The organism is Bradyrhizobium sp. JR3.5, assembly GCF_054057015.1.
In genome coordinates this window covers 4185998-4204888 of the sequence record NZ_JBSRYV010000002.1, presented here as the reverse complement: position 1 = coordinate 4204888, position 18891 = coordinate 4185998, and the positions used below count along the sequence as shown (strand labels likewise).

The window sequence follows — 18891 nt, the reverse complement described above, 5'->3', positions numbered from 1 at the left end:
CTTGCAATTGCCCCTCTACCGAAGCGCTCGATGATGATAGCTTCGGCCGATACTTGAATCGCTTTGGGGCAAATCATGCGAGAAAAATCCAGCCTGACCTGCATCGAGGCGTTCATCGCCGCGGGCTTCGTTGCGTATCTGAGCTGGGACCAGAGCTGGGGGCTTCCTCCCGGGCTCATCGCTTTGCTTCTCGGCGTGATCGTCTACTTTACCTACCTGGCCTTGATGCGACGGTTGGTGAGATTTCATCAGAACAGCTATGAGGTCGTGGCGACGATCTTGGCCGTTGCGTGGGGCGTGTTGGCTCATCTGGTCACGGGTGCGCTGCAGGCGGGATTCGCCGATCAGATACCCGCCTCGCTGCTCATGCATCTGTTGCCCTGGATCGCGGCGATCGTGGCTTTCATTGGAGCACTCGCCAGCAAAGTGCGCTTCATGGACGATGTTCGCGAATATGTCGTCGGCCGCCGCGCGCGCTGGGACAATTAGCAATGGCTGGAGGAGGACGCGGGCTTCTAGCCCGCGTTCGCCATCAAGCCGTCACTCCTTCTTGGTCCGGTAATCGCCGAACGTCGTGTCGCGCTGGTCAAGTTGGGCCTTCACGCTGCCGCCGTCGCGGCGGAAGCCGGCCATGTAGGCCTTGCTCGCCTCGGTGGTGAAGGCCAGCGCCTGGATCTCGGTGCCGGCGCGCATCGCGGCGCGGGCGCCCATGATCTCCATCGCGCGATGCACGCTGCGCTTGTTGAGCTGCTGCAGCTCGACCGGCACCTTCGCCGCGCGCTCGGCGAAATCCAGCGTCTTCGCCTCCAGCTCGGCGAGCGGGAACGAGCGGGTCGCATAGCCCCACTCGGCGGCCTCGCGGCCGGACATCACATCGCCCGTCAGCATCAATTCCATGGCGCGGCGCATGCCGACCAGCCAGGGATGATACTGCATGTCGGGCGGGCTCATCAGCCGCACCGGCGGATAGCCGATCTGGGCATCGTCGGCGACATAGACCACGTCGCAGGCAGTCGCGAGCTCGGTGCCGCCGGCGAGGCAATAGCCGTGCACTTGCGCGATCACCGGCTTTGCCAGATCCCAGATCGAGAACCAGCCCTCGACGACGTGGCGCGACCACTGGCCGGGGCCGGACGCCGAATGATAGGGCTGGTCGACGCGGTTGTCGGCGGAGAGATCATAGCCTGCCGAAAAACACGGACCCGCGCCACGAAGGATCGAGATCGAAATGTCGGGATCGCGATCGGCCTGCTCCAGCACCTCGAAAATCTCGCCGCGCAGGTGATTGTTCAGCGCGTTGCGCTTCTCGGGCCGGTTCAGCGTGATGCGGCGGACGCGCGGACGCGGATCATCGACGATGATGTGCTGGTAGCTCATGGATCCTCCCGATCTCGGCTTTTTGCCGTTGGCAAAGTGATGCCCGAGATCGGGAGGGAAGTCATCGGCTGCCGGTGCAGATCAGCCCGCCGGCACCATCACGACGCCCTTGTCCTTGGGCCAGCGCATCCGCCAGGCGAAATTGACATCACGGACCTCGCCGGCCTTGGCCTCGAACGCCCACTCCAGCACCCCGCGTCTGTCGCGCAGATTGGTTGTCGTCGCAGGCGTCGACGACGGTAGCATCTCGACCACGATATCGTCGTTCTCGCTGACCGGGAGCTGATCCTGGATCGCGACCTTGATCGGGAAGTCGTGGCCGTTGCGCACCGTGGTCTTGAAGGCACGCTCGTCGGTCTTCGACGTCGTCACGATCAGGCCGGCGGAGCCTTCATTGCGCTTCACCACCGTGCGCTCGATCTTGACCTTGTCGTCGGCGCCGAAGCCGAGCCGCACGGTCTCGTCCTTGGCGGCGGTGGCCATCCGGCTGCGACCGACAAAGATGCCGTCGCGATAGATCGAGACCTGCCCCGGCAACAGCGGCGCCTCGTCGGCCTGCACGAAGCTCACCTCCAGGAACGCGGTCGGATCGATCACCGGAACGGCGCGCACCGCGAGATCGGGGGTGATCGTCGCCGTCGAGATGCGCAGGTTCTTGGCGCCCTCGTTGGCGGCGACGCTGACACGGCCGGGAATCTTGAACGTGGCCTGGAACGCGCCGACTTCGGCGACGGCGTCGCGCTCCTCGGCCTGCTTGAGCAGATGGTCCGCCGGTTGCGATACCGGCGCCGGCGCAAGCGCGGAGCGCGGTTGCGCGCTGTCATACATCAAGCCAGAGACCTTCGGCCGCAGCTGCGGATACTGCACGATCAGCGAGTTGAGGTCGGGCGCATTGCCGCCGCGGGCGACGCGCACGGTGGAGACGGCGAGCGCGACGTTCGACCAATCCTCGCCGGTCGACTGGGTAATCTCGGCGCGGCGCACCAGTTCGATCGCGGGCTTGCGATCCCTGGCGCCGGTGTCGAGACGGGCGTCGTAAAGCGGCATCCAGCGGGCGTTGCGCACCGCATAGGTCACCCGCAATGTCGCGCGGGTCGCGGCCGCGGAGGCAAGCTCGATCCGCACCTCGAGCTTGCTCGGCGGCTTGGCGGCGCGATCGGCTTCGAGGTGTACGATCTCGCGATCGATGTCGCGCTGCTTGCGCGCGGCGTCGCGGATCGCGGTGTCGGCGGTTGCGACTTCGTCCCCGACCGCGGAGAACGCGGCGCGCCACTCGCTGACCGGACGTGCCTCGCCCTTCTCGCCGATCCCGACCGGCGAGGCCTCGGCGAAGTGTTCGGCGAATTTGCGCCGCGCCTCGGCCGAGGTGATGATCCCCTGCAGATCCTCGCGCTGATCGCGCAGCGCCTCGATCCGCTTGTCGATCTCGGGCAGGTTCGCCGGCTCCACCGGGCGCGGCGGCCGCGCGTCGATCGCGCCGATCGTCAGCCTGCCGCCCGCCTCGCCCTCCACGCGGAGCGAAGACGGATCGAGCCCCATCGGGAAATCCTTCGCGACGAGCGTGTTGTCGCCGGCCGGCAGATCGAGCGTAATGACGCGGGTGACGCTCGCGCCATCGGGATAGACGGTCACGGCGTCGACCTGCGACGCCGCATCGAGATTGGCCGCATGCAGCGGCCCGGCAACCAGCGCTCCCGCCAGCACCAGACTGGTGGTCACAAGACAGTTCGCAATCTTTCGCATCACATCCCTCCGGGAAACATCGCATCGCGCGAGACCAACGGCAGGCCCAGCTCAAAGGCGCGCGCCGTTTCTCGTGGTGAGACGCAGCGAGGAAAGGACTGGTTCGATTGAGGTTTCGGTGCGGCGCGACGATGGCGCGCTCGCGGCTGCCGCATGGCGCAGCGATGTCGAGCGGTCTCCTTTGCCGTCAATGCACGGAAGGCGGCATAAAAAAGCACGGCGCCCTGAGGCGCCGTGCTGCAAATCTTGAGCAGTCAGCCGAGCCGCACGCTCAGCTGTAGATCTCGAACAGGCCGGCGCCGCCCTGACCACCGCCGATGCACATGGTCACGACGCCCCACTTGGCCTTGCGGCGCCGGCCTTCCTGCAGCAGGTGGCCAGTGAGCCGGGCGCCGGTCATGCCGAAGGGATGGCCGATCGCGATCGAGCCGCCGTTGACGTTGTACTTCTCGGGATCGATACCAAGCTGGTCGCGCGAATAGAGACACTGGCTCGCGAACGCCTCGTTGAGCTCCCAGAGATCGATGTCGTCGATCTTCAGGCCGTGGCGCTTCAAGAGCTTCGGCACGGCGAACACCGGACCGATGCCCATCTCGTCGGGCTCGCAGCCGGCCGAGGCCCAGGCCACGAAGCGGCCCAGCGGGTTGAGGCCGCGCTTCTCGGCGTCCTTGGCTTCCATCAGCACCACCGCGGCGGCGCCATCGGACAGCTGGCTGGCATTGCCGGCGGTGACGAACTTGCCTGGACCCTTGACCGGCTCGAGCTTGGCAAGGCCTTCCAGCGTGGTCTCGGGCCGGTTGCACTCGTCGCGATCGACCACATAGTCGACGATCGACTCGGCCTTGGTTGCCTTGTCGACCACCTTCATCTTGGTCTTCATGGGGACGATTTCGTCCTTGAACTTGTTGGCCTGCTGCGCGGCCGCCATGCGGCGCTGCGACTCCAGCGAATACTCGTCCTGGTATTCACGGCTGACCTTGTAGCGCTCGGCGACGATGTCGGCGGTGTCGATCATCGCCATGAAGATGGCGGGCGCGGTCTTGAGCAGGTCCGGATCGATCGATTCCTTCGGCGCGCCGCCGCCGGGAATCGAGATGCTCTCGACGCCGCCAGCGACGATGCAATCGGAGCCGTCGGAACGGATCGAGTTCGCAGCCATGGCGATGGTCTGCAGGCCCGACGAGCAGAAGCGGTTCACCGAGACGCCGGCGGTCGACTTCGGCAGGCCGGCGAGCAGCGCCGCCTGGCGGCCGATGTTCGGCGCGCCATGCGCGCAATTACCGAGATAGCAATCCTCGACATAGTCCTTGTCGACGCCGGCGCGCTCGACCGCGTGCTTGATGGCGTGCCCGGCCAGCGACATCGGCGGGGTGATGTTGAATCCGCCACGGCCGGACTTCGCCAGGCCGGTGCGCGCGTAGGAAACGATTACGGCTTCACGCATTGTTTTCTCCCTCTGAGATCGCCGGATAGTGGCGCGTCTTGACGCCTTCGTACACATATTTTGGACACTGCAACAGGAATACCAGACGCCCCGGAACGGCAAACGCCGCCTCCGGGGCCGGAGACGGCGTCATGTTCCGCAGATCGGAATTTGGGTGTGCTTGAACGAGATCCGGTGGTGACCACGAGTTCGCTTTGCCCCCTCTCCCGCTTGCGGGGGAGGGCTGGGGTGGGGGTATTTCCGCAATCGAGAGTCTTCGTGAGGAGAGAGCCCCCACCCGGATCGCATCTATCGATGCGATCCGACCTCCCCCGCAAGCGGGAGAGGTGAAGCGAGTGTGCGGCCAAACCGCCGATCGCAAAAACTAGAACGTCAGCGCCTCTTAGAAGGTGAGCGCCTTGGCCTGCTTCACCTGCGGCAGCGACTGCACCTTGGCGAGCAGATCCGCCGGCACCGCACCGTCGACCTCGACCAGCGCGATGGCGTCGCCGCCCTGCTTGACGCGGCCAAGATGGAAGGTGGCGATGTTGATCTTGGCATCACCCAAGAGGCTCGCGAACGCGCCGATGAAGCCCGGCTTGTCCTCGTTGGTCACGTAGATCATCGACTTGCCGAACTCGGCGTCGACGCGGATGCCCTTGATGTCGACGAGGCGCGGCTTGCCGTCGGCATAGACGGTGCCGGACACCGAGCGCTCCTGGCGCTCGGTGGTGACGGTGACCGTGATCAGGCTTTCATAGTCGCTCTGCGCGGCGCGGACGACCTCGTCCACCACCATGCCGCGCTCCTTGGCGACGACAGGCGCCGACACCACGTTGACCTCGCCCAGCATCGGCCGCAGCAGGCCGGACAGCACCGCCGAGGTGATGGCCTTGATCTTCATCTCGGCGACGTGGCCCTCATAGGTGATCGTGGTCTTGAGGATACCGCTCTCGGTGAGCTGGCCGGCGAACGAGCCGAGCTTCTCGGCGAGTTCGATGAACGGCTTCAGCTTCGGCGCCTCTTCCGCTGTGATCGATGGGAAGTTGACCGCGTTCGAGATCGCGCCCGACAGCAGATAGTCCGACATCTGCTCGGCGACCTGCAGCGCGACGTTCTCCTGCGCTTCGGTGGTGGAGGCGCCGAGATGCGGGGTGCAGATCACGTTGGGATGGCCGAACAGCACGTTCGAGGTCGCTGGTTCCTCGACGAACACGTCGAAGGCGGCGCCCGCGACGTGCTTGGAATTCAGCGCATCGACCAGCGCCTGCTCGTCGACCAGGCCGCCACGGGCGCAGTTGATGACGCGCACGCCCTTCTTCATCTTGGCGATCGCGGCCGCGTCGATGACGTTGCGGGTCTTCTCGGTCAGCGGCGTGTGCAGCGTGATGAAATCGGCGCGCTTCAAGAGATCGTCGAGCTCGACCTTCTCGACGCCGATGTCCTTGGCGCGCTCCGGCGACAGGAACGGATCGAACGCGATCACCTTCATGCGCAGGCCGAGCGCGCGGTCGGCGACGATCGAGCCGATATTGCCGCAGCCGATCACCCCTAACGTCTTGGCGGTGATCTCGACGCCCATGAAGCGGTTCTTCTCCCACTTGCCGGCCTGGGTCGAGGCGTCGGCTTGCGGGATCTCGCGCGCCAGCGCCAGCATCAAGGTGATGGCATGCTCGGCGGTCGTGATCGAATTGCCGAACGGCGTGTTCATCACGATGATGCCCTTGGCGGTCGCGGCCGGAATCTCGACATTGTCGACGCCGATGCCGGCGCGGCCGATCACCTTCAGCTTCGTCGCCTTCTCGATGATCTTGGCGGTCGCCTTGGTGGCCGAGCGAATCGCAAGGCCATCATAATTGCCGATGATCTCGGCGAGCTTGTCCTTGTCCTTGCCGAGGTTGGGCTGGAAATCGACCTCAACGCCGCGATCCTTGAAGATCTGCACGGCGGCGGGGGACAGCGCGTTCGGAAATCAGAACCTTGGGTTTTGTCATGTGACTGTTCCTCTGCCCTGCAGCGGGCGGGTCTCTTGGACCAATGTGGTGAAGTCTCTGATCACTTCTCCCTCTCCCCGCTCTTGCGGGGAGAGGGTTGGGGTGAGGGCAGCCACGGGCGAGGAACAAGCCGAAAAGGCCCCTCACCCGGATCGCTGCGCAATCCGACCTCTCCCCGTAAGAACGGGGAGAGGTGACAAGAGAAAGCTTAGGCCGCCTTGGGCAGCGCTGCCTTGGTTTCGGCGAAGGCCCAGTCGATCCACTGCGTCAGCAGCTCGACGTCCTTGGCTTCGACGGTGGCGCCGCACCAGATCCGCAGGCCGGCCGGCGCATCGCGGTAATACGCGAAGTCGAAACCGGCGTTCTCCTTCTCGACCAGCGCGACCAGCTTCTTGCAGAAGTCGGCCTGGGCGTCTGATGGAAGCGACGTGATCGCGGGATCGGTGAACTTCAGGCACACCGAGGTGTTGGAGCGGATCGCGGGGTCCTTGGCCAGGAAGTCGATCCAGGGCGTCCGCGCTTTCCAGTCGGCGAGCGCCTTGGTGTTGGCGTCGGCGCGCGCGATCAGCGCCTTCAGGCCGCCGATCGACTTCGCCCAGTTCAGCGCATCGAGATAATCCTCGACGCAGAGCATCGACGGCGTGTTGATGGTCTCGCCTTCGAAGATGCCCTGGTTGAGCTTGCCGCCCTTGGTGAGGCGGAAGATCTTCGGCAGCGGCCAGGCCGGCTTGTAGGTCTCGAGCCGCTCCACCGCGCGCGGCGACAGGATCAGCATGCCGTGCGCGGCTTCGCCGCCGAGCGCCTTCTGCCAGGAGAAGGTGACGACATCGAGCTTGGCGAAATCGAGCGGCTGCGCGAAGGCGGCCGAGGTCGCGTCGCAAATCGTGAGGCCTTCACGGGTTGCGCTGATCCAGTCAGCGTTCGGCACGCGCACGCCGGAAGTGGTGCCGTTCCAGGTGAAGACGACGTCGGACGCGGGATCGACCTTGGCGAGATCGGGGATTTCACCGTAAGCCGCGTTCAGCTTGGTGACGTCCTTCAGCTTCAGTTCCTTGACGATGTCGCTGACCCAGCCCTCGCCGAAGGATTCCCAGGCGAGCGTGGTGACGGGCCGCGCGCCGAGCAGCGACCACAGCGCCATCTCGACCGCGCCGGTGTCCGACGCCGGCACGATGCCGATCTTGTAGTCCGCAGGCACCTCGAGCACTTCGCGCGTCAGTTCGATCGCGAGCTTGAGCTTGGCCTTGCCGACCTTCGCACGATGCGAGCGGCCGAGGGCGGCGTCCTTGAGATTGTTGGGGTTCCAGCCGGGGCGCTTGGCGCAGGGGCCGGAGGAGAAATGCGGCACATTGGGCCGCGAAGCGGGCTTCGCTGCAGTCATCATCTACCCTTCCAGATAGCTGCCTCTCGGTGGGGAGAGGTTTCCCGCCGTCGGAAATAGTGGAAGGGCACCAAAACGTCAAGGAAGTTCCGACTTTTCCGGGACAGCCGGGGGATCACGGCTGATTGATGGAGCGTCCTCGACCTGCTGCATCGTCTCCTGATCGAGCAAATCCGCCGCGAGAGTCATGATCTTAACTGCCTTGCGCCGGCTCGATATTTTCAAAATGCTCTTATCGCCGGCCTGCACGATGTACTCGTTGCCGACCCGCACGATCGAATAATCCGACATCCAAATCCCCAGTCGCCCGCCGCCCCGTGGGAGACGTCCGACATACCGGACTCGTTCCGACCCGTAAATTCACGGAGACCGGCTTAGTTTATTGGCTGTTAACCGGATAGCGCAGCAGCGGCTACCGCAGGCATTGCCTTGTGTGCGGCACAACTCGCGCAGGTCAGAAGCGCAGCGTCATGCCGACATGGCTGCGCGCAAATCCGAGCCGCTCATAGAAGCGCTGCGCATCGACGCGCGTGTGATGCGTCAGCAACTCTACGAGCATGCAGCCTTGCGCACGCGCCTCCGCGACCGCCCTACTGCACGAGCTGCTCACCGATGCCGCGGCTGCGGCAGTGTGTTGCGACGCGGACGTCCTCGAGCAGGCCGCGCGAAGAGCCCTGCGAGCTGATACCCGGCAGCACCGCAAGCTGCAGGCAGCCGACGACGGCGCCCTCCCCGTCGACGGCGACGACAAGCTGCAAATTGGGATCACGCTCGACCCGCGCGAAGCCGTCGTAATAGCTTTGCGGCAGCGGATCCGCGATCCGTTCGCGCGCACTGCCGAGCGGATCGTCCGCCAGCATGCCGACGATGGCGGCGACATCCTCGCGGCGGGCGCGGCGGATCGTGATCGATGAAGCTTCACGCATGGCGAGGTTTACCCGAGATCAGCGGACCGGCGGCAGAGCGAGCACATGCTCCGCGTTGGCGATCCAGCGGCGGATCATGGGATAGCGTTCGAGCGCGAGGCCGCCATCCTCCGCAACGCGCGTATAGGCCAGCAGCGAGACGTCGGCGAGCGAGAACGCATCGCCGACCAGGAATTTCGTACTGGCAAGATGCCGCTCCAGCTGATCGAGCGCCCCATAGCCGCGCTTGATGAGATTCGGATCGATCTCCGACACGGCCTTGCCGAGATACACGGTCTGAAAGCGGCAGACGGCGACATAGGGCTCGTGGCTGTTCTGCTCCCAGAACATCCAGGCATCCATCTGCGCCGCGCGATAGGGATCGCCGGGGATCAGATCGCTGCCGCGCGCGAGATAGCGAATGATGGCATTGGATTGCGCGAGCGTGCGGCCGTCATCCAGCTCGACCGTCGGCACCTGACCCCAACCGTTCAGCTTGAGGAATTCCGCTGTCCGGCTGCCGCCCTTCATGGTGTCGATCTCGACCCATGTGTACGGCAACGCCAGTTTGTCGCACACCCATTTCACCTTCAGGCAATTGCCCGAGTTGGCGTCGCCGTAGATTTTCATCTGAGGTCGCTCCGCTTGCGGGGCAACATCCGATCAGCCGCAGTTTGCGGTGTCAAGCCGAAGCGGCGTGTGTCAGAACTTGTAGCCGATGGCGGCACGTACGCTGTTCTGCGTGACCGACGTGTTCTTGACCGGGCTGAACTTGACGTATTCCCACTCGCCGCGCACGAAAACACAATTCCACAGCATGTATTCAAGGCCGAGACCAGCGGTCCAGCCGGCAACGTAGGCGTCTGTTTTCGCATCTGTCGCGGTTTGGGCAAACTGCGGGAGTGCAAAGGTGGTCGAACTTCCGTCAGCAAAGTTGATCGTTCGGTTCACGGAGCTTGTGACCGTGCGCGAAACATCCATTCGGCCGACTGCAAGGCCGCCGAAGACGTAGGGCAGAAAGTCACCGGTTGCCCAACCTGCGCGGCCGCGGAATGTCATCTCATCCTTGAGCTTCAGCGACGCGCTTCCGTTCAACGTCACGCCGTCCGCGGCAGTGGCGCCGGCCGGCAAGACCAAGTTTGGCTGAGCGACTTGAATCGGACCCAGACTTCCGGAGGTCGTTGTCGTAAGGCCGGACCAATAGGTATAGTTCGCCTCGACACCCACCACGACGTCGTCAAACTGATAGTTGCGTCCGACAAATGCTCCGAAGCCCGAGCTTTGCGCGTTGACCCGGCCCAGCAGATTGAACTGGGACGTCGGCCCCTGCAGCGTGGTGTTGCGGAAGATGGAATTGGTGAGGGAAGCAACGCTGCCCCCGAAGTCGGTGTTGATCCATGTCTGGCCGGCCTGACCGCCGACATACCAGCCGTCCCAGTTCCGGGTTGGCGCGCTGGAAGCGGGAAGACTGCCGCGAAGAAAATCAGGCATGTCGGCCGCCTGTGCGCCGGTCACCGCCCCGAACATCATCGCCGCCAGCAAGAACCTACGCATTGCAACGCTCCATCCCACTCACCGAATGCGCGTTGATCATCGCCTGTTAACCTTAACCAATCGTTGTCATCGCGAGCTTTCGACCACTCAAGTTGCAGAAGCTCGCGACATGACACGGCAAAGAAAACGGCGCGGGATGATCCCGCGCCGTTTCAATCGTTAACCGTGAAGGCTCGAAATTAACCCTCAAATTAGCCCTTGCGGATCAGCGGGGGCGGCGGCGGCGGGGGCAGCACGTCGCAGCAGGGCAAGGCGAAGCGCACGCCGAGCTTCACGTCCTGCGAGGTCATGTCGCGGAACTGGAAGCTCGAGGGGCCGGCCGGCGTGCCGTCGAAGAAGTGACCCTGGCCGTGGCCGGCGGTGCCCATGTCGAGGTAGCGGTAGGCCAGTTCAACCGTGAAGTTGTTGGTGACCTTGTAGGCGACACCGGCATGCAGCGCCCAGGCGAGGTTGGTCTTGGTGGCGCCGTCGGCGACGAAGGAACTGGTCAGGCCGGACCCGCTCGGGAACGTGGCGACGTCGGAGAAGGCCGAGGTCTTGATCGTCGCGGCACCGACACCGGCGCCGATGAACGGGGTCAAGCAACCCCAGGTGCCGAGATCGGCGTAGACGTTCACGAGGCCGACCCAGCTCTGGACCCCGCCATGATAGGTGTCGCCCAGCGAGCTCGGCCCGGGGAACGTGAAGAAGTCGGTGCCGTTGAAGCTCACCTTCGAGCGATATTCACCGGTGATGTCGGCACGGAACCAGCTGTTGAACTGATAGCCGACGCCGACGCCGAACAGCATGCCGCTGTCGAAGCCGGTGCCGAACTGACTGAACGCAGTGCCGGGCGGCAGCGTGTCGTAGGCATTGGCGTGCAGCTTGGCCTGGGTGTTGGTCATGCCGATGTCGCCGCGCAGATACCAGCCGCCGAAATCCTGGACCGGCGGAGGAGCATACGCCATCGGGGGCGGCATGATCGGCATGTCGGCAGCGAACGCCACCGAGGACAGCAGGGATGCCGCGCCTGCGGCAATCAGGGTCGTTACGCTACGCATTGGCTTCGTCCTTTTGGGCCAGTGAGGCGACACGAAAGCCCCACGTCTGAAACTCACGGGCGGGACGATGCCAGCAAATGTTTAAGCGGCACTTAACCCTAATTTTTAAGGTTGATTTTCTCTCACCTTTTGCTGCGACTGTTGCTTATGGGTCCATAAAAGCGCGAGTGCGGTGGCGAAAGATGGCGATCTCGCCACAGGTGCTAATGAAGCGTTGACGCAGGTGCAGGGTTTGCCGCGCACGCAAGCCATGAGTGTTAGCGAATGCTTAATGCGGAGCGGCGCCCTCGCCGCGGACGTTCAGCGAACGGCCTTCGGCATCTTCGGCAGGAACACCGCGAGCAGGCCGATCGCCGGCAGGAATGCGCACAGCTGATAGACGAAGGCGATCGAGGTGTGGTCCGCGAGCTTGCCAAGCACCGCGGCGCCGAGACCGCCGATGCCGAAGGCGACGCCGAAGAACACGCCGGAGATCATGCCGAGGCGATGCGGCATCAATTCCTGCGCGAACACGATGATCGCCGACGTCGCCGACGAAATGATCAGGCCGATCACGACCGTCAGCACGGCGCTTGCGAACAGGCCGGCATAAGGCAGCGCCAGCGTGAACGGCAGCGCGCCGAGGATCGAGAACCAGATCACGTATTTGCGGCCGAAGCGGTCGCCGAGCGGCCCGCCGATGAACGCGCCGGCGGCATTCGCCGCCAGGAAGATGAACAGATAGAGCTGCGCCGCCTGCGTCGAGACGCCGAACCGGTCGATCAAATAGAAGATGTAATAGCTCGACAGGCTTGAGACATAGAGCTGCTTGGAGAACAGCAGCGCGACCAGCACGACGAGCGCAAGCATCACGCGCCGCTGGTCCGGATGGTCGGGATGCCGCGCGATGGTGACGGCCTTCTTGCCTGCGATCTGCGGCTTGTACCAGGCGCCGATGCGCCAGAGGATCATGATGGCGAGGAACGCGATCGAGGAGAACCAGGCGATCGAGGGCTGGCCGAACGGCACCACGATCAAAGCGGCGAGCACCGGTCCCATCGAGGTGCCAAAGCTTCCGCCGAGCTGGAACACCGACTGCGCGAAACCATAACGTCCGCCCGAAGCCAGCCGCGCGATGCGCGAGGATTCCGGGTGGAACACCGCAGAGCCGAGACCGACCAGCGACGCCGCGACCAGGATGATTCCGTAGGAGTGCGCGACGCTGAGCAAGAGCAGTCCGAAGAAGGTGAAGCCCATGCCGATCGCAAGGGAGAACGGCTGCGCCTTCTTGTCGGTGAAATGCCCGACCAGCGGCTGCAGCAGCGAGGCCGTGAACTGGAACGCCAGCGTGATCATGCCGATCTGCGCGAAGTCGAGCGCATAATTGTCCTTCAGGATCGGATAGACCGAGGCGATCAGCGACTGCATCGTGTCGTTGAGGAAGTGCGAGAAGCTGATGCCGGCGAGCACGACATAGGCCGGCCCCGCAGCGGCGGCCGCCTTCGCGGCCCGCGCGGTCGTCAACTCCGGCACCGGCACCGGTTCGCCCAGTGCCCGTTGGCTTACGACGGGCTTGTTCAATGCAGCATTCCCAGACAGATTCGCAAAAATACCTCCGTGTCGTACGACGCGGAGGTGAAGTGGACCAGTTGCACTAGCCGATGGCAGCGATGCGCTGTGCAGTCAGCAATTGAGCTCAATCCCCGTCATCCCCGCGCAAAGGCTTCGCCTTTGCGCGGGGATGACGGGACCGGCAGATGCGAGATTGGAAACAGCAGCCTTACGCCGCGGCCGCGTGGCCGAGCGCGCTGACGATGTTGTCGACGACCTCTTCCACCAGGATGCGATCGTCGCCCTCGCCCATGACGCGGATCACCGGCTCGGTGCCGGAGGGGCGGATCAGCAGGCGGCCATGGCCGTTGAGGCGCTTCTCGCCGTCAGTGATCGCGGACTTGACCTCGGCGTCGTCGAGCGGCTTGCCGCTGCGATAGCGCACGTTCTTCAGGATTTGCGGCAACGGATCAAACCGCCGGCAGATCTCCGACACCGGGCGGCGCAGCTTCTGCACCACGGCCAGCACCTGCAACGCGGCGACAAAGCCGTCGCCGGTGGTCGAATAGTCCGACATGATGATATGGCCCGACGGCTCGCCGCCGAGATTGTAGCCGCCGCTCAGCATCTGCTCGAGCACGTAGCGGTCGCCGACCGGGGTGCGAACCATCGAAATACCGTGGCCCTGCAGGAAGCGCTCCAGCCCGAGATTGGACATCACGGTCGTGACGATGCCGGGCTTGGCGAGACGCCCCTCTTCCTTCCAGCTCTGCGCGATCACCGCGAGCAGCTGGTCGCCGTCGACGATGTGGCCACGCTCGTCGACCAGGATGACGCGATCGGCATCGCCATCGAGCGCGATGCCGATGTCGGCGCGCATCTCGCGCACCTTCCGCGACAGCGCTTCCGGCGAGGTCGAGCCGCATTCCTTGTTGATGTTGAAGCCGTCGGGTTCGACCCCAATCGGCACCACATCGGCGCCGAGCTCCCACAGCGCTTCCGGCACCACCCTGTAGGCGGCGCCGTTGGCGCAATCGACCACGACGCGCAGGCCGTCGAGCGAGAGGTCGCGCGGCAAGGTGCGCTTGGCGAATTCGATGTAGCGGTCATGGACGCCGTCGATGCGGCGGGCGCGGCCGAGGCTCGCGCTCTGCGCCAGGCGGCGGTCGAGCGATTCGTCGAGCAGCTGCTCGATCTGCTTCTCGACGTCGTCGGAGAGCTTGAAGCCCTGCGGGCCGAACAGCTTGATGCCGTTGTCCTCGAAAAGATTATGCGACGCCGAGATCATGACGCCGAGATCGGCGCGCATCGACTTGGTCAGCATCGCGATCGCCGGCGTCGGCATCGGGCCGACCAGCAGCACGTCCATGCCGACCGAGGTGAAGCCTGCGACCATGGCGTATTCGATCATGTAGCCGGACAGCCGCGTGTCCTTGCCGATCACGACGCGATGGCGATGGTCGCCACGCTGAAACACCAACCCTGCGGCCTGCCCCACCTTGAGCGCGAGCTCCGGCGTGATCAGCCCATTGGCGCGGCCCCGAATTCCATCGGTCCCGAAATATTTGCGGCTCATGATACCCCCAACACGGACCTCTCGAACCACCCGGCGAGAGAGTCCTGAACGCCTACCAGTGTAGCGTGCATCGGCCTTATAGACTGCCAGGCGCTAAAAGGACTTCAAAAAATATGATGAATCATTACCGCGGCCGAACCGCGTTTTTCGGCATTAAGGTGCTGAAAAGTATAACATTATGGCCCTTCAGGCAATCCCCGGGAACGGGTGCTGTCCCCTACCTCTTGCCGCATCGCTTGACGTGCTGATCGCCCTTGCTGGGGGCCGGCTGGGTGACATTGACGGGGTCGGAACCGGGAAACGTCTCCTCCAGGCCCTCTTCCAGGGCCTCGTCGAGCTGGCGCTTTTCGGCATTCTCGTCTGGCTTCGGCTTGGAGCCTGATTGCGTCATCGTGCTCTCCCATCCGTCTTCAGATTTGGCGTGCCATCCAACCATGCTAGATGACGGCAAGACCGAACATCCGCAAGACGTCTGCATCGAACTTGCGACCGAGAAGAGGGCCGGGAACGTCCATGAAGCACATTACCTGCATCGAAGATCTGCGCCAGCTGCACAAGCGCCGGGTGCCGAAGGCGTTTTTCGATTATGCGGACCGCGGCTCCTACACCGAGGACACGCTGCGCGCCAACTCCGAGGACCTGCAGCAGATCAAGTTCCGCCAGCGCATCCTGGTCGATGTGTCCAAGCGCAGCCTGGCGACCACGATCCTCGGCGAGCCCTCGGCGATGCCGCTGATCCTGGCGCCGGTCGGCCTGCTCGGCATGCAGCATGGCGACGGCGAGATCTACGCCTGCCGCGCGGCGCAAGCGGCCGGCATCCCGTTCACCCAGAGCACGATGTCGATCTGCTCGATCGAGGACATCGCGGCCAGTGTCGACAAGCCGTTCTGGTTCCAGCTCTACGTCATGAAGGACCGCGGCTTCATCAAGTCGCTGATCGAGCGTGCGATCGCGGCGAAATGCTCGGCGCTGGTATTGACCGTCGACCTGCAGGTGATCGGCCAGCGCCACCAGGACATCAAGAACGGCATGACGGTGCCGCCGGAATGGTCGCTGTCGAAGCTGATCGACTTCGCGAGCAAGCCGTCATGGGTCGCCGGCGTGCTGCGCGGCAAGCGCCGCAGCTTCGGCAACATCGTCGGTCACGTCAAAGGCACTGAGGATCTCACCAAGCTGTCGGAGTGGACCGCCTCGCAGTTCGACACCACGCTGAACTGGAAGGACATCGACTGGATCCGCAGCATCTGGCCGGGCAAGCTGATCCTTAAAGGGATTCTCGATGTCGAGGACGCCGAGCTCGCCGCCAAGACCGGCGCGCAGGCGATCGTTGTCTCCAACCATGGCGGCCGCCAGCTTGACGGCGCGCCGTCCTCGATCGAGGTGCTGCCGGAGATCGTCGACGAGGTCGGCTCGAAGCTCGAGATCATGTTCGACGGCGGCATCCGCACCGGCATGGACATCATGCGCGCGCTCGCGCTCGGCGCGAAGTCCTGCATGATCGGCCGCGCCTATGCCTACGGCCTCGGCGCCGGCGGCCAGGAAGGCGTCGCCAAGGCGCTCGACATCCTCGGCAAGGAGCTCACCACCACGATGGGGCTGTGCGGCGTCAACACCATCGCCGAGATCGACGACAAGGTGCTGGCGGTTTAGCGCGGCTACACACTGCCCGTCGTCCCGGGCAAGCGAAGCGCGACCCGGGACCCGTAACCACAGCCCTGCGAGATTTGGAACGGCTGTGGCTACAACACTGTTCAACAATGATGATCGGTGGTTATGGGTCCCGGCTTTCGCCGGGACGACGTGTTGAAAGAGCTTCGCCTCACGTCACATCGGCGGTGCGATGCCGTCGCGGCCGACGTTGACGCGGTTGGCTTCCAGCGTGCCGTCGTCTTTCTTCACCGCACCGAAGATGATGATCTTGGCGCCCGGCTTCAGCTCCGACTTGTCGCCCGAGACGAAGGTGACGATCGGGGTCCCCGGCGGCACCACGACCTTCTTCTCACCGTCCTTGTATTTCACCAGGATGTTCTGGCCGTCGGTGCCCTCCACCGTCTCGGCGACGGTGGCGTTGGTCATGGTCGAGTTGGCGCGCAGATCCCAGGGACGGAAGCCTTCCGCGGCGCCGCGCTGGTTTTCCGGGAAGATGTGAACCGCGATCGCCTTCTGCGTTCCGTCAGGCTCCGGCATCGCAGTGACGCCGATATAGGAACCGGGCTTGATCTCCGACAAATCGGTCTTGGCGACACCGAACACCGCGACGTTGTCGGTCGTGCGCACCTTCATATCGTCGCCGTCGCGCGACTTGATCGACAGCATTGCGCCGTCGACGGCTTCGATGGTGCCGCGGATGCGCACCGTCGGCGGCTGCTGCGCCGATGCGGCCGAGGTGAAGGCAGCGAGAAGCAATGCGGCGAACAGCGTCGATTTCGGCATGGTGTCCCTCATGGGTTTGGCTGGCGAATCAGGGAACACCGGGGAGTTGAAGGTATTCCGTGCGGCCACCTCCCCTTCGCGGGAAGGTGGCGCGCACGACAACTACGGACCGGATGAGGATGCTGTTACTGCGATAACGGACAGGTGATGCGCGTGCGTGTGCACGACCGCCGTGGCCGGACAGTCTTCATCGTCCCCGGCAAGCGAAGCGCGACCCGGGATCCATAACCACGACGCTGCGAGATTTTGCACGCTGTGGCCCCAGCTCTTCTCAACAATTGTCATCGCTGGTTATGGGTTCCGGCTCCCGTGCGCAATTGCGCAAGGCCGGGACGACGTGTTGAGAGACTGGCGTTCGGGTCACATCGGCGGGGTGAGGCCATCGCGGCCGACGCTGACGCGGTCGGTTTCGAGCGAGCCGTCGGGCAGCTTCTTCATGAAGGCAATGACCTTGGCGCCGGCCTTCAGGTCCGCCTTGTCGCCGGGAACATAGGTCACGACCGGCGTGTCGGGCGTGACCTGCACCTTCTTCTCGCCGTCCTTGTACTTGACCAGCAATGTATGACCGTCATTGCCGACGACGGATTCCGCGACGGTGGCGTTGGTCATGCTGCTGTTCGGCTTCAGATCATACGGCCGCGAGCCTTCCCCGGTGCCGCGCATGTTTTCGGGGAAGACATGCACCTCGACCGCCTTCGGCACGCCGTTGGGCCCCGGCACCGTGGTCGTACCGATGAAGGAACCGACCTTGATGTCGGACAGCGCGACCTTGGTGAGGCCGAGCACCACCATATGGCCTGCCATGTGCAGCTTGACGTCCTCGCCGCTGCGCGACTTCACCGCCAGCGTATCGCCATCGACGCTCTCGACGGTTCCACGCACCCGTGTCGGCGTCGGCGGCTGCTGCGCAAGCGCGTAAAGCGTGGATGCCGTCACCATCGTGAGCGCAATGAACGGACGAATGAAATGGGAACGGCTGGCAGGCATCATTGATCTCCGGGAGGGAACGCGGGGGGACTAACACGAGACCCCGTTCCGGAGACGCTATTCCACGCCTCAAGTCTTTGTGAGATCGGCTTCGACAAGCGCACGCAGTTCCGGCGTGACGTGTGGGCGCTGGCCGAACCACAGCTCGAAACCGCGCACGGCCTGATGCAGCAGCATGCCGAGCCCGTCGGCGGTCTTCAGCCCCCGCGCCGCGGCCGCTGCAAGCAACGGCGTCACCAGCGGCACATAGACAAGATCGGAAACAACCGCGCCCTGCGGCAACAGCCCCACATTGATCTCGAGCGCGGGCTGGCCATGCATGCCGAGGGACGTCGTGTTCACGAGCAGGCCCGCGCGCGGCAGCAGCTCGCCGACCGTGTCCCACGTCGCAGGACGAACGCGCGCGCCGAACTGATCGGCCAACGCGCGGGCGCGGTCGATGGTGCGGTTGACCAGATGCACGCGCGCAATCCCGCGCTCGATCAGGCCGAACACCACCGCACGCGCCGCGCCGCCGGCGCCGAGCACCAGCGCGTCTTCCGTGTTGTCCCAGCCGGGCGCGCGGGCGTCGAGATTGTTGATGAAGCCTTCGACATCGGTGTTGGTCGAGCGCAACTCGCCATCGGCGAACCACAATGTGTTGGCGGCGCCGACGGCGCGGGCGCGCTCATCCGGAGCCGACAGCGCGAGCGCGCGCTCCTTGTGCGGAAGGGTGACGTTGGCGCCGACGAAGCCGCGCAGCGACAGGCGGAACAGGAAATCCTTGAAATCCTCCGGCGGCACCGCCTCGATCACATAGCCGCCCTCGATGCCGAGCGTGCGCAACCAGTAATGATGGATCAGCGGCGAGCGGGAATGCGCCGCCGGCCAGCCGATCAGGCACGCGGCGCGGGTTTTGCCTTGGGTATTGCTTTGGGTGTTGCCTTGGGATGTCATGGCCGTGACATC

Annotated in this window: 16 protein-coding genes and 2 pseudogenes; 2 read left to right on the top strand and 16 right to left on the bottom strand. The window is 64.4% G+C overall.

Annotated elements, in window-relative coordinates; genetic code table 11:
- The first annotated feature begins 63 nt into the window (after positions 1-63).
- Entirely contained in the window at positions 64-489 is a 426-nt protein-coding gene (locus ACVWW1_RS36980) for a hypothetical protein (RefSeq protein ID WP_456659272.1), read from the top strand.
- 51 nt (positions 490-540) lie between these two features.
- Here ACVWW1_RS36980 and ACVWW1_RS36975 read toward each other — a convergent pair whose 3' ends face one another.
- The 13 genes and pseudogenes from ACVWW1_RS36975 to ACVWW1_RS36915 form a co-directional block, all read right to left on the bottom strand.
- A complete protein-coding gene (locus tag ACVWW1_RS36975; protein WP_456659271.1) occupies positions 541-1377 on the bottom strand; it encodes an enoyl-CoA hydratase-related protein in 837 nt (278 codons plus the stop codon).
- Positions 1378-1458: 81 nt separating this feature from the next.
- The gene (locus tag ACVWW1_RS36970) at positions 1459-3120 is read right to left on the bottom strand and encodes a mucoidy inhibitor MuiA family protein (protein WP_456659270.1); all 1662 of its coding nucleotides are present in this window, start codon (positions 3118-3120) and stop codon (positions 1459-1461) included.
- Between the two features lie 271 nt (positions 3121-3391).
- A complete protein-coding gene (locus tag ACVWW1_RS36965; protein WP_456659269.1) occupies positions 3392-4564 on the bottom strand; it encodes a thiolase family protein in 1173 nt (390 codons plus the stop codon).
- 382 nt (positions 4565-4946) lie between these two features.
- Positions 4947-6537, bottom strand: a pseudogene (gene serA, locus ACVWW1_RS36960) (phosphoglycerate dehydrogenase).
- 208 nt (positions 6538-6745) lie between these two features.
- Entirely contained in the window at positions 6746-7918 is a 1173-nt protein-coding gene (locus ACVWW1_RS36955; RefSeq protein ID WP_092117395.1) for a phosphoserine transaminase, read from the bottom strand.
- A 78-nt stretch (positions 7919-7996) separates the two neighbouring features.
- Positions 7997-8209 (bottom strand): hypothetical protein, encoded by a 213-nt coding sequence (locus ACVWW1_RS36950; protein ID WP_176533468.1) that lies wholly within the window; start codon positions 8207-8209, stop codon positions 7997-7999.
- Positions 8210-8372: 163 nt separating this feature from the next.
- Positions 8373-8844, bottom strand: a pseudogene (locus ACVWW1_RS36945) (GNAT family N-acetyltransferase).
- An 18-nt stretch (positions 8845-8862) separates the two neighbouring features.
- The gene (locus ACVWW1_RS36940; RefSeq protein ID WP_456659268.1) at positions 8863-9453 is read right to left on the bottom strand and encodes a glutathione S-transferase family protein; all 591 of its coding nucleotides are present in this window, start codon (positions 9451-9453) and stop codon (positions 8863-8865) included.
- 72 nt (positions 9454-9525) lie between these two features.
- On the bottom strand, positions 9526-10377 hold the full coding sequence (locus ACVWW1_RS36935; protein ID WP_176533469.1) for an outer membrane protein: 852 nt from the start codon (positions 10375-10377) through the stop codon (positions 9526-9528).
- 191 nt (positions 10378-10568) lie between these two features.
- Entirely contained in the window at positions 10569-11417 is an 849-nt protein-coding gene (locus tag ACVWW1_RS36930; protein ID WP_176533470.1) for an outer membrane protein, read from the bottom strand.
- A gap of 300 nt (positions 11418-11717) precedes the next feature.
- On the bottom strand, positions 11718-12977 hold the full coding sequence (locus ACVWW1_RS36925) for an MFS transporter (protein WP_456659267.1): 1260 nt from the start codon (positions 12975-12977) through the stop codon (positions 11718-11720).
- Between the two features lie 199 nt (positions 12978-13176).
- On the bottom strand, positions 13177-14523 hold the full coding sequence (gene glmM, locus ACVWW1_RS36920; protein ID WP_456659266.1) for a phosphoglucosamine mutase: 1347 nt from the start codon (positions 14521-14523) through the stop codon (positions 13177-13179).
- A 217-nt stretch (positions 14524-14740) separates the two neighbouring features.
- Positions 14741-14914: a hypothetical protein gene (locus ACVWW1_RS36915; RefSeq protein ID WP_456659265.1), complete on the bottom strand. Its 174-nt coding sequence runs from the start codon at positions 14912-14914 to the stop codon at positions 14741-14743.
- 122 nt (positions 14915-15036) lie between these two features.
- Here ACVWW1_RS36915 and ACVWW1_RS36910 point away from each other — a divergent pair, with 122 nt between their 5' ends.
- Positions 15037-16173 carry an alpha-hydroxy acid oxidase gene (locus tag ACVWW1_RS36910; RefSeq protein ID WP_176533473.1) on the top strand — a complete coding sequence of 379 codons (1137 nt, stop codon included), beginning with the start codon at positions 15037-15039 and terminating at the stop codon, positions 16171-16173.
- A gap of 174 nt (positions 16174-16347) precedes the next feature.
- Here ACVWW1_RS36910 and ACVWW1_RS36905 read toward each other — a convergent pair whose 3' ends face one another.
- The 3 genes from ACVWW1_RS36905 to ACVWW1_RS36895 all read right to left on the bottom strand — a co-directional run bounded on the left by ACVWW1_RS36905 (position 16348) and on the right by ACVWW1_RS36895 (position 18879).
- Entirely contained in the window at positions 16348-16956 is a 609-nt protein-coding gene (locus tag ACVWW1_RS36905; RefSeq protein WP_176533474.1) for a single stranded DNA-binding domain-containing protein, read from the bottom strand.
- Positions 16957-17316: 360 nt separating this feature from the next.
- Positions 17317-17895, bottom strand: coding sequence for a hypothetical protein (locus tag ACVWW1_RS36900; protein ID WP_456660767.1), 579 nt, complete (start codon positions 17893-17895; stop codon positions 17317-17319).
- 117 nt (positions 17896-18012) lie between these two features.
- Positions 18013-18879 (bottom strand): shikimate dehydrogenase, encoded by an 867-nt coding sequence (locus ACVWW1_RS36895; RefSeq protein WP_456659264.1) that lies wholly within the window; start codon positions 18877-18879, stop codon positions 18013-18015.
- Between the last annotated feature and the right edge of the window lie 12 nt (positions 18880-18891).